The organism is Yersinia bercovieri ATCC 43970 (genome assembly GCF_013282745.1).
GTDB classification, from domain to species: Bacteria; Pseudomonadota; Gammaproteobacteria; order Enterobacterales; family Enterobacteriaceae; genus Yersinia; species Yersinia bercovieri.
Window position 1 is genome coordinate 1,085,421 of the sequence record NZ_CP054044.1, and the last position, 13,153, is coordinate 1,098,573.

A 13,153-nucleotide genomic window follows, 5' to 3' on the forward strand; every position below is an offset into this window, starting at 1 on the left:
AAATTACTTGATAGTTTCGCTGTTAGATTTAAAGAAACGGACTTTTTTGCCGTCTTCGAATCTAAAGCCTACACGGTCAGCCTTACCGGTTGTCGCGTTGAACAGCGCAAGGTTGGAAACTTGAATTGCAGCTTCTTTTTCAACAATGCCACCTGGTTGGTTCAGGGCCGGAACCGGCTTCTGATGTTTTTTAACCAGGTTGATACCTTCAACAATGACCTTACCAGCAGACAGGACATTCTTTACTTTACCGCGCTTACCTTTGTCTTTCCCGGTTAGCACGATAACTTCGTCATCACGACGGATTTTCGCTGCCATGGTTCGCTCCTTAGAGTACTTCTGGTGCCAGAGAGATAATTTTCATGAACTTCTCATTACGCAGTTCACGAGTTACCGGCCCAAAAATACGCGTGCCGATTGGCTGCTCGCTGTTATTATTTAAAATAACACAAGCGTTACCATCGAAGCGAATGACAGAACCGTCCGGGCGACGTACACCCTTCTTGGTGCGCACCACTACCGCCTTCAGAACATCGCCTTTCTTCACCTTGCCACGAGGAATTGCTTCCTTGATGGTGATCTTGATGATGTCGCCGATGCCTGCGTAGCGACGGTGCGAGCCACCTAGAACCTTGATACACATTACGCGACGTGCACCGGAGTTGTCGGCCACGTTCAGCATAGTCTGTTCTTGGATCATGTTAGTGCTCCGCTAATGTCAACTACTACTTTAGGACCCAGAATAGGTCGTTTAAAAGCCCCAATAACGAGGGCGCAGCATTATAACACCGCTTCCAGATTATGGGTAGAAAAAATAAGCGGCCCACTTTCTGAGCCGCTTATTATGTTCGAGTCAGCTACTCTATTACAGAATCGCTTTCTCTACAACGCGAACAAGCGTCCAAGACTTAGTCTTTGACAGTGGACGGCATTCGCGGATTTCTACCACGTCACCGATACCACATTCATTGTTCTCGTCATGTACATGCAATTTCGTCGTACGACGGATGAATTTCCCGTAAATCGGGTGCTTCACCACACGTTCGATAGCAACAACCATGGATTTCTCCATTTTGTCACTAACTACGCGACCTTGCAGAGTACGGATTTGGTCAGTCATTACGCACCCGCCTTTTCAGTCAGTAAAGTCTTAACACGTGCGATATTACGACGCACTTGTTTCGACAGGTGAGTTTGTTGCAGCTGGCCACTAGCCGCCTGCATGCGCAAATTAAATTGCTCACGCAGCAGGTTGAGCAGCTCAGTGTTCAGCTCTTCAACGCTTTTTTCACGCAGCTCTTGTGCTTTCATTACATCACCGTCTTAGTTACAAAGGTGGTTCCTACAGGCAGTTTCGCTGCAGCGAGCTTAAATGCTTCGCGGGCAGTTTCTTCCGGCACACCAGCCATTTCAAATAAAACTTTTCCTGGCTGGATCAGGGCAACCCAATACTCTACGTTACCCTTACCTTTACCCATACGCACTTCGAGCGGCTTCTCGGTGATCGGTTTGTCCGGGAATACACGGATCCAGACCTTACCTTGACGCTTAATTGCACGTGTCATCGCACGACGGGCTGCTTCGATTTGACGAGCCGTCAGGCGGCAACGGCCACAAGCTTTCAGGCCGAACTCACCGAAGCTAACATCCGTACCTTGCGCAAGGCCACGGTTACGGCCTTTGTGCATCTTACGGAATTTTGTACGCTTTGGTTGTAACATCAGCGATTCTCCTTACTTGCGGCCTTTACGCTGCTGCTTTTTAGGTTGAGCAGCCGGTTCCGGTTGTTCAACAGCAGCCATACCACCCAAGATCTCACCTTTGAAGATCCATACCTTTACGCCGATTACACCATAAGTGGTGTGCGCTTCAGATGTGTTGTAATCGATATCCGCACGCAGTGTATGCAACGGAACACGACCTTCACGGTACCATTCGGTACGCGCGATTTCAGCACCGCCAAGGCGGCCGCTTACTTCAACTTTGATACCTTTAGCGCCAAGACGCATTGCGTTCTGTACAGCACGCTTCATAGCACGACGGAACATAACGCGACGTTCCAGCTGTGAAGTGATGCTGTCAGCAACCAATTTTGCGTCCAGTTCCGGTTTACGGACTTCGGCGATGTTAATCTGTGCAGGAACGCCAGCGATATCCGCTACGACCTTACGCAGTTTTTCGACATCTTCACCTTTCTTGCCGATAACGATGCCAGGACGAGCGGTGTGAATAGTCACACGGATGCTCTTCGCTGGACGCTCGATAACGATGCGAGAAACGGAAGCTTTCGCTAATTCTTTAGTCAAGAATTGGCGAACTTTAAAGTCGCTGTCCAGGTTGTCAGCGAATTCTTTGGTATTTGCGTACCAGGTAGAGTTCCAAGCTTTGACAATACCTAGTCGAATACCATTAGGATGTACTTTCTGACCCATTGCTAGTCTCCAGAGTCTCAGCGATCGGACACAACCACAGTAATGTGGCTGGTGCGCTTCAGGATGCGATCTGCACGACCTTTTGCACGCGGCATAATGCGCTTCATGCTAGGGCCTTCGTCTACGAAGATCTTCGTGACTTTCAGATCATCGATGTCAGCGCCATCGTTGTGTTCTGCGTTAGCAATGGCAGACTCCAGCACTTTCTTAACCAAACCAGCAGCTTTCTTGTTGGTATAGGCCAGAGTTTCCAGAGCTTGCGACACTTTCTTACCGCGAATCAGGTCCGCTACCAAGCGAACCTTCTGAGCAGAAGAACGAGCGTGGCGATGTTTAGCGATAGTTTCCATCTCTTCCTCCTACCTTAGCGCTTTTTAGCCTTTTTATCGGCCGCATGGCCGCGATAAGTACGGGTCGGCGCGAATTCACCCAATTTGTGACCGACCATTTCATCGGAAACAAATACAGGAACGTGCTGACGACCATTATGGACAGCGATGGTCAAACCGATCATATTTGGAAAGACCGTTGAACGACGGGACCAAGTCCGAATTGGCTTCTTGTCTCCGCTTTCCACCGCTTTCTCTACCTTCTTCAGCAAGTGCAGGTCAATGAAGGGACCTTTCTTGAGAGAACGTGGCATGGCTTATCCTCTAATTATTTTTTACTACGGCGACGTACGATGAACTTATCAGTACGCTTGTTGCTACGGGTCTTCTTACCTTTGGTCTGAACGCCCCACGGGGTTACCGGGTGCTTACCAAAGTTACGACCTTCACCACCACCGTGTGGGTGATCTACCGGGTTCATCGCCGTACCGCGAACGGTAGGACGAATACCACGCCAACGACTAGCACCTGCTTTACCCAGGACACGCAGCATGTGTTCAGCGTTACCGACTTCACCTAAGGTGGCGCGGCAATCAGCTAGAACCTTGCGCATTTCGCCGGAGCGCAGACGCAGAGTAACGTAGGAACCGTCACGAGCAACGATCTGAACGTATGCACCAGCAGAACGAGCCAATTGGCCGCCTTTACCTGGTTTCATTTCTACGTTATGAACCGTTGAACCAACTGGGATGTTACGCATAGGCAGGGTATTACCTGCTTTAATTGCAGCATCAACGCCAGATTGAATCTGGTCACCAGCTTTCAGGCCTTTCGGCGCCAGGATGTAACGGCGTTCGCCGTCTTTGTACAGAACCAACGCGATGTTCGCGGAACGGTTCGGATCGTACTCCAGACGCTCAACCACAGCAGGGATACCATCTTTGTTGCGTTTGAAGTCAACCAGACGATAATGTTGCTTGTGGCCACCACCGATATGACGGGTAGTGATACGGCCATTGTTGTTACGGCCACCGCTTTTGCTTAATGCTTCAAGCAACGGGGCATAAGGCTTACCCTTGTGCAGCTCAGGGTTAACCACTTTAACAACGTGGCGACGACCCGGAGATGTAGGTTTACATTTAACAATTGCCATTGTTTACTCCTCCGACTTACTCTGCGCCGCCGATGAAGTCCAGATTCTGGCCTTCTTTCAGGGTGACGTAAGCTTTTTTCCAGTCGCTACGACGACCAACACGCTGACCGTGACGCTTACTCTTGCCTTTAACCAGCAAGGTGTTAACGTCTTCGACTTCGACTTCAAACAGTTTCTGCACTGCAGCTTTAATTTCTGCTTTGGTCGCGTCTTTGGCAACTTTGAGAACGATGGTGTTATTCTTTTCCATCGCAGCGGACGCTTTTTCAGATACATGCGGCGCGCGCAGTACTTTCAGCAGACGTTCTTCACGAATCATGCCAGCATCTCCTCAACTTGCTTCACAGCATCAGCAGTCATAACCACCTTGTCGAAGGCGATCAGGCTAACTGGGTCGATACCGGCTACATCGCGAACGTCAACCTTGTACAGGTTGCGAGCTGCCAAGAACAAGTTCTCGTCCAGTTCACCCGTTACGATCAGCACATCTTCCAGAGCCATATCTTTCAGTTTCTGCGCCAGCAACTTAGTTTTAGGTGCTTCAACAGAGAACTTTTCGACAATGATCAGACGATCTTGACGTACCAGTTCGGACAGAATGCTTTTCAGCGCGCCGCGGTACATCTTTTTATTTACTTTCTGACTGTGATCCTGAGGCTTCGCAGCAAAGGTCACACCACCTGAACGCCAGATTGGGCTCTTTACAGAACCTGCACGCGCACGGCCGGTGCCTTTTTGACGCCACGGCTTCTTACCGGAACCTGTTACTTCAGCGCGGGTCTTCTGAGCACGAGTACCTTGACGGGCACCTGCTGCATAAGCAACAACAACCTGATGTACCAGCGCTTCGTTGAAATCACGACCGAAGGTAGTTTCGGAAACAGTCAGCGCGCCTTGCGCGTCTTTCAATACTAATTCCATTGCTATCCCCTTACGCCTTCACAGCTGGTTTAACGATCAGGTTGCCACCGGTTGCGCCCGGTACAGCACCCTTAACCAACAGCAGGTTGCGCTCAGCGTCAACACGTACTACGTCCAGGCTTTGAACGGTTACACGTTCGTCACCCAGGTGGCCAGCCATTTTCTTGCCTTTGAACACTTTGCCCGGAGTCTGGTTTTGACCGATAGAACCCGGAACACGGTGAGACAAGGAGTTACCATGGGTAGCATCTTGGGTACGGAAGTTCCAGCGCTTAACAGTACCGGCAAAACCTTTACCTTTAGACGTACCTGTAACGTCGACTTTCTTAACGTCTGCAAAAATTTCGACGCTAATTTCTTGACCAGCAGTAAACTCTTGACCTTCTGGAAGGCGGAATTCCCACAGACCACGGCCAGCTTCTACGCCAGCTTTAGCGAAATGACCCGCTTCTGGTTTAGTAACGCGGTTAGCTTTTTTAGCACCGGTAGTTACTTGCACAGCACGGTATCCGTCGTTCTCCAGGCTTTTGACCTGAGTTACGCGGTTCGCTTCAATTTCGATAACAGTTACTGGGATTGAAACGCCATCTTCAGTGAAGATACGAGTCATGCCCACTTTTTTACCGACTAAACCAATCATTGTTTCAACCTCTCAATCGCTCAATGACCTGATTAACCCAGGCTGATCTGCACGTCTACACCGGCAGCCAGATCCAGACGCATCAGAGCATCAACGGTTTTCTCGGTTGGCTCAACGATGTCAACTAGACGCTTGTGAGTGCGAATTTCGTACTGATCGCGCGCATCTTTATTGACGTGCGGAGAGATCAGAACAGTAAAGCGCTCTTTGCGAGTTGGCAGCGGGATCGGACCACGAACCTGCGCACCAGTGCGCTTGGCAGTCTCGACGATTTCCGCAGTTGATTGATCGATCAAACGATGATCAAACGCTTTCAGGCGGATACGGATTCTTTGGTTCTGCATGAGACCAGAGCTCCAATTATTTATAAACGTAAATGATTACTCCTCGCACCCATTTCGATTGATGGGGGAGTGTAATCGTTCAACATATAACCCCCATATCGGGAGTATTGTTCAGTTACAACACTAGGCTGTGACTGACAGATTAGTTTCAATCTGACCTATCAAGATTAGGTAGGCCCGCGCATTATACGTAAATAACAGCAGGAAGCAAGCCACTGTTGGAAATCTATGCGGAAACTTACAAATTTGGCAGAATGCCGTTAGTTTTAGTGAATTTATTTATTATCACACAGGGTTACTATTGGTTGGATTGAAAGGAATTCTGGTAAAGCCAGGAAGTGGAACGGTGAACTTCACCGATACGCACAAAAGGATTCATCTTATGACCCACTATCACTGTCAGAGTATCTTATTACTGCTTATGACAAGCTGTATCACCAACGTCGCCGTCGCAGCAGAGTTACGCTCACTGTTTCCACTACAAGCTTACACGCAAAACGTCACTTACTGGTTTCCAGAAAATAGCCCTAGTTATAATCAACCTCTGGTATCTGCTGAGCTACAGCAGCGCGCATTAGCTAATCTACTGGCGCAATATTTTGGTGGCATGCCAACGGATGCTTCCCCTTGGGAAGAGCGTTATGTCCAGACGCACCTGCAGCCAAGTGGGGCAGGCAGTATTGCTCTCTACATCAAACGCAAGTTAGATGATTTCGACAATGCATACCGCCAAAAAGATATTATTAATTACGGTAGCAATTATCGTCCCCACGGAATTCAGTGGTTGGATACTATCCGTAATAACATTCAGCTCGTGCAGTTCAACAAATTACACTTTCAACCGGAACAACGAGGAATTACGATAACTGATACCTCAGTGAGGGTTTTACCGACGTTTGATCCTAGTTTTTATAGCGACACCATAGCAGGTGAGGGTTATCCTTTTGATAACTTACAAGAAACTCATTTACATTTGGCGACGCCAATTTATAGTCTAGGGTATACACTTGATGGGCTTTGGACGTTTATTTTAACCCCCGATGTACTGGGATGGGTTCCTTCGAATTCGATTGCTTATACCGATAAGGCTTTTATCCACAAATGGCGACAAGCTGCCCACCATAAAATGGCTGCAATCATTGATGACAATGTATCTCTCGCTGGGTCAAAGTTATCTCGAATTTATAAGCAGGGTAGTATAGGCAGTCTTTTTCCGCAGCTTGATGATCAACATGTTCTGATTCCTGTAGTAAATGATCAGCAACAGGCGGTGGTTGCAGTCGCTAAGGTTCATCCTGGTAAGATACATTCCCTGCCATTCACAGCAACTTATCGAAATTTCTCATCGCTCATCAAGCGTAGGTTGGGAAAACCTTATGGGTGGGGTGGGTTATATGGGCATAACGATTGTTCAAGTGAACTAAAAAACTTGATGTTACCTTTTGGCTTTTGGCTGCCTACCCACTCTTCTCAGCAACCCTCTCAGGGGAAAATAATTGAGTTAAGTGACCAGAAACCAGAGGATCGCTTAAAGTTTCTGGCTAGCCGAGGTCGCCCTTTTATGACGCTGATTCATATTAAGGGGCACATAATGCTATATGTCGGTAATACTGCTGAGGGACACCCGTTAACATTCCAAAATATATGGGGATTAAGCCCAGCAGATCGAAGTCGAAGAGCCATCATTGGGGAAGCGGTACTGTTCCCATTGCTGCTCTCTTATCCTGAAGATAAGTCGTTGGCATCTTTAGCTGCTGGCGCTCAATTCCAAATCAGCTATCTCGATCAGCCAACTTATCTTGATGAGTTATCAACCAAAGAAAATGGGATACACCCGATGAGGGTAGGAAACAGTAAACTCTAAAACTTCAAAAGTGAGTTCCTGACGGATACTCACTTTAGTTTATGCTTTGCAGGTAAATAATTGTCATTCTTTCGCCAGTTGGGCCTGTGAGTAGTTTTGTATCCCCAAGCGTTCGATCAGGCTGAGCTCTGTTTCAAGCCAATCAATATGACCCTCTTCTTCCGCCAAGATCTCTTTCAATAAATCTCGGCTGACATAGTCATGGATTGAATCGGCATACGCAATACCTTCGCGTAAGTCCTTCGCCCCGGATAACTCGAGAGCTAAATCAGATTTCAGTATTTCTTCTACATCTTCACCGATATTCAACTTGCCCAAGTCTTGCAAGTTAGGAATACCCTCGAGAAATAAAATGCGCTCAATGTATTTATCCGCATGCTTCATTTCATCAATGGATTCGTGATACTCCTTATCATTAAGGCGCATCAGCCCCCAATTTTTAAAAATTCGGGCATGAAGAAAATATTGATTGATAGCAACCAGCTCGTTTCCGAGTAGTTTATTAAGATGTGCAATTATTTTTTTATCGCCTTTCATAGTTATACCCTCCGCTTCCAGTACTAAAAGTGTAGTACCAGATGGCAAAGTGTGGGGAAAACTTATCCCTGCTAACTATTAGGCAACATCATTCATTTCTGGAATGTTAGCGCGTTCCTCGATCAAGATTTCTCTGGCCTGTCGAATGCACTTTCCGCAATCTGTACCGATAGGTACTAGCTGACGCAACTGCTTAATGGTATGTGGGTGGTGCTGACGTACGACTTTACGGATAACTTTGTCAGATATCGCATTACACAGACAAACGTACATAGAGAGACTCACTTCTTAACCAATTCCTCAAGTGTAAATAAGAATACGAGTTATTTCAATTAAGATTATTTAGCACATTAATAAAAAAGGGTGCCGAAGCACCCTTTTACTTGATCAATAAAGTAATTAATCAATAATGCAATTAAGCGATAACTTTAGCAACAACACCAGCGCCTACAGTACGGCCGCCTTCACGGATTGCGAAACGCAGACCGTCGTCCATTGCGATTGGGTGAATCAGAGTAACAACCATGTTGATGTTGTCACCTGGCATCACCATTTCAACGCCTTCTGGCAGTTCGATGGTACCTGTTACGTCAGTTGTACGGAAGTAGAACTGAGGACGGTAACCTTTGAAGAACGGAGTATGACGACCGCCTTCTTCTTTGCTCAGAATATAAACTTCTGAATCAAAGGTAGTGTGTGGTTTGATTGAGCCTGGTTTAGCCAGAACTTGACCACGTTCGATGTCTTCACGTTTGATACCACGCAGCAGAACACCAACGTTCTCACCAGCACGACCTTCGTCCAGCAGTTTGCGGAACATTTCAACGCCAGTACAAGTAGATTTAACAGTATCTTTGATACCAACGATCTCTACTTCTTCACCAACTTTAACGATACCGCGCTCTACACGACCAGTTACAACAGTACCACGGCCTGAGATAGAGAATACGTCTTCGATAGGCAGCAAGAATGGCTTATCGATAGCACGTTCTGGCAGTGGAATGTAGCTATCCAGTGCTTCAGCCAATTCAATGATTTTAGCTTCCCACTCAGGAACGCCTTCCAGTGCTTTCAGCGCTGAACCTTTGATTACTGGGATGTCGTCGCCTGGGAAATCGTAAGCAGAAAGAAGTTCACGAACTTCCATTTCTACCAATTCCAACAGCTCTTCATCGTCAACCATGTCACATTTGTTCATGAATACGATCATGTATGGAACGCCAACCTGACGGCCCAACAGGATGTGCTCACGAGTCTGTGGCATAGGGCCATCAGTTGCAGCAACAACCAGGATCGCGCCGTCCATCTGAGCAGCACCGGTGATCATGTTTTTAACGTAGTCGGCATGCCCTGGGCAGTCAACGTGCGCATAGTGACGAGTCGGGGTGTCATATTCAACGTGAGAAGTGTTGATGGTGATACCACGTGCTTTTTCTTCTGGTGCGTTATCGATCTGATCGAAGGCACGAGCACTACCGCCGTAGGTTTTAGCCAGTACGGTGGTGATTGCAGCAGTCAGAGTTGTTTTACCATGGTCAACGTGGCCGATAGTACCGACGTTTACATGGGGTTTGTTACGTTCAAATTTTTCTTTAGACACGACTATATTCCTTACTCTTGTGCTCTCCCACTTATGAGAGAGCACTGGATCATTGTTTTAAACCCGAAAGCTTATTTGCCACGGGCTTCGATAACGGCTTTAGCGACGTTACTAGGTGCTTCAGCATACTCCAGGAATTCCATGGAGTAAGAAGCACGGCCCTGAGTCTGAGAACGCAGGTCAGTAGCATAACCGAACATTTCAGACAACGGAACCTTGACGCGAACGGTTTTACCGGTAGCTGTATCTTCCATACCTTCGATGATACCGCGACGACGGTTAAGGTCGCCCATTACGTCACCCATGTAATCTTCTGGGGTTTCGACTTCAACCTTCATGATAGGCTCAAGCAGAACTGGTTTAGCTCTTCTGAAACCTTCTTTAAAGGCGATAGAACCGGCTAATTTAAATGCCAATTCTGAGGAGTCGACGTCATGGTAAGAACCGTAGTGCAGACGCACTTTAACGTCAACAACCGGATAACCTGCCAGAGGGCCGGATTTCAGTTGTTCCTGGATGCCTTTATCAACAGCAGGGATGAACTCTTTAGGAATAGAACCACCAACGATTTCGTTGACGAATTCATACCCAGCGCCACCCGGTGGTAACGGAGACATGTCGATAACAACATGACCGTACTGACCACGACCGCCTGACTGCTTAGCGTGCTTACCTTCCACGTCCTTAACGGTGTCGCGGATAGTTTCACGGTATGCAACCTGAGGTTTACCGACGTTTGCTTCCACGTTAAATTCGCGGCGCATACGGTCAACCAGGATATCCAAGTGCAACTCACCCATACCAGCGATGATAGTCTGACCAGATTCTTCGTCAGTCCAAACGCGGAATGATGGATCTTCTTTTGCCAGACGACCCAGAGCCATACCCATTTTTTCTTGGTCGGCTTTGGTCTTTGGTTCAACTGCAACAGAGATTACTGGCTCTGGGAACTCCATACGTTCCAAGATGATCGGATTCGCTGGATCACACAGAGTGTCACCCGTCGTCACATCTTTCAGACCGATCGCTGCTGCGATGTCGCCTGCATGAACTTCTTTGATCTCTTCGCGTTTGTTTGCGTGCATCTGTACGATACGGCCCAGACGTTCACGCTGTGAACGAACTGAGTTCAGCACGGTGTCGCCGGAATTTACAATACCCGAGTACACACGGAAGAAGGTCAGGTTACCAACAAACGGGTCGGTAGCAATTTTAAATGCCAGCGCAGAGAACGGCTCTTTGTCAGATGAGTGACGAACCGCCGGAGTATCTTTACCGTCGTCCAGAATACCGTTGATTGCTTCAACGTCAGTCGGGGCAGGCAGATATTCGATAACCGCATCCAGCATTGCCTGTACGCCTTTGTTTTTAAACGCAGAACCACAGGTAACCAAGATAATTTCGTTGTTCAGAACGCGTTTACGCAGAGCTTTCTTGATCTCTTCTTCGGTCAGCTCATCGCCACCCAAGTACTTATCCATCAGCTCATCTGACGCTTCTGCAGCAGATTCAACCAGGTTCTGGTGCCATTCAGCAGCCAGCTCAACCATATCAGCAGGGATCTCTTCGTATTCGAAGGTCACGCCCTGATCGGCTTCGTTCCAGTTGATCGCTTTCATTTTCACCAGGTCAATAATACCGGTGAATTTCTCTTCCGCGCCGATAGCCAGTTGCAATGGAACTGGATTCGCGCCCAGACGAGATTTAATCTGACCAACAACTTTCAGGAAATTCGCGCCCATACGGTCCATTTTGTTAACGAACGCGATACGCGGAACTTTATATTTATTCGCCTGACGCCATACGGTCTCAGACTGTGGCTGAACACCACCAACTGCACAGTAAACCATTACCGCGCCGTCAAGAACACGCATAGAACGTTCTACTTCGATGGTGAAGTCAACGTGTCCAGGGGTGTCAATGATATTGACGTGATGTGGTTCGAACTGTTTAGCCATACCAGACCAGAAGCAGGTAGTAGCCGCAGAAGTAATGGTAATACCACGCTCCTGCTCCTGTTCCATCCAGTCCATGGTGGCTGCGCCGTCATGAACTTCACCGATTTTATGGTTTACACCGGTGTAAAACAGGATACGTTCGGTAGTGGTTGTCTTACCGGCGTCGATGTGAGCGCTGATACCGATATTACGATAGCGCTCAATGGGTGTTTTACGAGCCATTTGATTCCTCTATTCCTAGGGCGTTCATTCGGTTAACCCATACGGGCTTTCAAGAAGATAGCCCGTATGGTTAGCATGACTACTGCGTGGTAATTACCAGCGGTAGTGGGCGAACGCCTTGTTAGCTTCGGCCATACGGTGAACGTCTTCACGTTTCTTAACAGCAGAACCTTTGTTCTCTGCTGCGTCAGACAGTTCATTCGCCAAGCGCAAAGCCATGGATTTATCACCGCGTTTACGAGCAGCATCAACGATCCAACGCATTGCCAAGGCATTACGACGAACCGGACGAACTTCAACTGGTACCTGATAAGTAGAACCACCAACGCGGCGAGACTTAACTTCGACAGTCGGGCGCACGTTATCCAGAGCTACTTCGAAAGCTTCCAGAAAATCTTTACCAGAACGCTGAGCCAGGGTTTCCAGCGCGGTATAGACAATTGCTTCTGCAGTAGATTTTTTACCATCTACCATCAGGATATTTACAAATTTAGCCAGCAATTCAGATCCGAACTTAGGATCTGGTAAAATTTTACGCTGACCAATTACACGACGACGTGGCATGGAAATACTCCGTTGTTAATTCAGGGTTGTCCAAAACTCTAAGAGTTTATTTTGACATTAATGTGAAAATGTTTGGCCTTACTTAACGGAGAACCATTAAGCCTTTGGCTTCTTCACGCCGTACTTAGAACGTGATTGCTTACGGTCTTTAACACCTGAGCAGTCAAGCGCGCCGCGAACGGTGTGGTAACGCACACCTGGCAAGTCTTTAACACGACCGCCACGGATCAGGATCACGGAGTGTTCCTGAAGGTTATGACCTTCACCGCCGATGTAGGAGGTGACTTCAAAACCGTTAGTTAAACGCACACGGCAAACTTTACGCAGTGCGGAGTTAGGTTTTTTCGGGGTGGTGGTATATACGCGGGTACATACACCACGTTTCTGCGGGCATGCTTCCAGAGCAGGAACGTTGCTTTTAGCAACCTTCATGCTGCGTGGCTTGCGAACCAGCTGGTTAATCGTTGCCATTATTAAAAAAGCTCCTGGTTTTTTGCTTCGTAAACACGTGATAAATCCCCCTCGTTTGCACTACTGGCAGAGAACGAGGACGCAGAATTTTATGGCTGACTATCTAAGGTGTCAAGAA

Annotated in this window: 20 protein-coding genes; 1 reads left to right on the forward strand and 19 read right to left on the reverse strand. The window is 47.7% G+C overall.

Translation table 11 applies throughout. The annotated features are described in order from the left end of the window. Positions 1-3 precede the first annotated feature (3 nt). The 13 genes from rplX to rpsJ form a co-directional block, all read right to left on the reverse strand. Entirely contained in the window at positions 4-318 is a 315-nt protein-coding gene (rplX, locus tag HRK25_RS04965) for a 50S ribosomal protein L24 (RefSeq protein WP_004875104.1), read from the reverse strand. A gap of 10 nt (positions 319-328) precedes the next feature. Then, entirely contained in the window at positions 329-700 is a 372-nt protein-coding gene (gene rplN / locus HRK25_RS04970) for a 50S ribosomal protein L14 (protein ID WP_002213325.1), read from the reverse strand. Positions 701-865: 165 nt separating this feature from the next. Further along, positions 866-1,120, reverse strand: a complete 255-nt coding sequence (gene rpsQ / locus HRK25_RS04975) for a 30S ribosomal protein S17 (RefSeq protein ID WP_002228135.1) — start codon at positions 1,118-1,120, stop codon at positions 866-868. Next, positions 1,120-1,311 (reverse strand): 50S ribosomal protein L29, encoded by a 192-nt coding sequence (gene rpmC, locus HRK25_RS04980; RefSeq protein ID WP_005159843.1) that lies wholly within the window; start codon positions 1,309-1,311, stop codon positions 1,120-1,122. The genes rpsQ and rpmC overlap by 1 nt, the downstream gene beginning before the upstream one ends. Next, positions 1,311-1,721, reverse strand: coding sequence for a 50S ribosomal protein L16 (gene rplP / locus HRK25_RS04985; RefSeq protein ID WP_002218940.1), 411 nt, complete (start codon positions 1,719-1,721; stop codon positions 1,311-1,313). The genes rpmC and rplP overlap by 1 nt, the downstream gene beginning before the upstream one ends. Before the next feature lie 12 nt (positions 1,722-1,733). Beyond that, complete coding sequence (gene rpsC / locus HRK25_RS04990; RefSeq protein WP_002221644.1) at positions 1,734-2,432, reverse strand: 30S ribosomal protein S3; 699 nt, start codon at positions 2,430-2,432, stop codon at positions 1,734-1,736. A gap of 17 nt (positions 2,433-2,449) precedes the next feature. Beyond that, entirely contained in the window at positions 2,450-2,782 is a 333-nt protein-coding gene (rplV, locus tag HRK25_RS04995; protein ID WP_004391423.1) for a 50S ribosomal protein L22, read from the reverse strand. 14 nt (positions 2,783-2,796) lie between these two features. Further along, complete coding sequence (rpsS, locus tag HRK25_RS05000; RefSeq protein ID WP_002213430.1) at positions 2,797-3,075, reverse strand: 30S ribosomal protein S19; 279 nt, start codon at positions 3,073-3,075, stop codon at positions 2,797-2,799. Between the two features lie 14 nt (positions 3,076-3,089). Then, positions 3,090-3,914, reverse strand: coding sequence for a 50S ribosomal protein L2 (rplB, locus tag HRK25_RS05005; RefSeq protein WP_005271802.1), 825 nt, complete (start codon positions 3,912-3,914; stop codon positions 3,090-3,092). A 16-nt stretch (positions 3,915-3,930) separates the two neighbouring features. Beyond that, positions 3,931-4,233, reverse strand: coding sequence for a 50S ribosomal protein L23 (rplW, locus tag HRK25_RS05010; RefSeq protein WP_005159841.1), 303 nt, complete (start codon positions 4,231-4,233; stop codon positions 3,931-3,933). Further along, on the reverse strand, positions 4,230-4,835 hold the full coding sequence (rplD, locus tag HRK25_RS05015; protein WP_004716380.1) for a 50S ribosomal protein L4: 606 nt from the start codon (positions 4,833-4,835) through the stop codon (positions 4,230-4,232). The genes rplW and rplD overlap by 4 nt, the downstream gene beginning before the upstream one ends. Positions 4,836-4,845: 10 nt before the next feature. Beyond that, entirely contained in the window at positions 4,846-5,475 is a 630-nt protein-coding gene (gene rplC, locus HRK25_RS05020) for a 50S ribosomal protein L3 (protein WP_004709250.1), read from the reverse strand. 32 nt (positions 5,476-5,507) lie between these two features. After that, positions 5,508-5,819, reverse strand: coding sequence for a 30S ribosomal protein S10 (rpsJ, locus tag HRK25_RS05025; protein ID WP_001181005.1), 312 nt, complete (start codon positions 5,817-5,819; stop codon positions 5,508-5,510). 382 nt (positions 5,820-6,201) lie between these two features. Between rpsJ and HRK25_RS05030 the strand changes: the two genes are divergently transcribed. Further along, positions 6,202-7,683, forward strand: coding sequence for a C40 family peptidase (locus HRK25_RS05030; RefSeq protein ID WP_050413674.1), 1,482 nt, complete (start codon positions 6,202-6,204; stop codon positions 7,681-7,683). A 63-nt stretch (positions 7,684-7,746) separates the two neighbouring features. On the opposite strand, the gene bfr is transcribed toward HRK25_RS05030, so the two are convergent. The 6 genes from bfr to rpsL all read right to left on the reverse strand — a co-directional run bounded on the left by bfr (position 7,747) and on the right by rpsL (position 13,035). Then, on the reverse strand, positions 7,747-8,220 hold the full coding sequence (bfr, locus tag HRK25_RS05035; RefSeq protein WP_005271795.1) for a bacterioferritin: 474 nt from the start codon (positions 8,218-8,220) through the stop codon (positions 7,747-7,749). A 78-nt stretch (positions 8,221-8,298) separates the two neighbouring features. Beyond that, entirely contained in the window at positions 8,299-8,493 is a 195-nt protein-coding gene (gene bfd, locus HRK25_RS05040) for a bacterioferritin-associated ferredoxin (RefSeq protein ID WP_032896793.1), read from the reverse strand. Positions 8,494-8,635: 142 nt separating this feature from the next. Next, positions 8,636-9,820 (reverse strand): elongation factor Tu, encoded by a 1,185-nt coding sequence (gene tuf / locus HRK25_RS05045; RefSeq protein ID WP_005271793.1) that lies wholly within the window; start codon positions 9,818-9,820, stop codon positions 8,636-8,638. Between the two features lie 71 nt (positions 9,821-9,891). Beyond that, positions 9,892-12,000 carry an elongation factor G gene (gene fusA, locus HRK25_RS05050; RefSeq protein WP_005271791.1) on the reverse strand — a complete coding sequence of 703 codons (2,109 nt, stop codon included), beginning with the start codon at positions 11,998-12,000 and terminating at the stop codon, positions 9,892-9,894. Positions 12,001-12,093: 93 nt separating this feature from the next. Continuing rightward, positions 12,094-12,564, reverse strand: coding sequence for a 30S ribosomal protein S7 (gene rpsG, locus HRK25_RS05055; protein ID WP_002212324.1), 471 nt, complete (start codon positions 12,562-12,564; stop codon positions 12,094-12,096). Between the two features lie 96 nt (positions 12,565-12,660). After that, entirely contained in the window at positions 12,661-13,035 is a 375-nt protein-coding gene (rpsL, locus tag HRK25_RS05060) for a 30S ribosomal protein S12 (RefSeq protein WP_002212323.1), read from the reverse strand. Positions 13,036-13,153 lie beyond the last annotated feature (118 nt).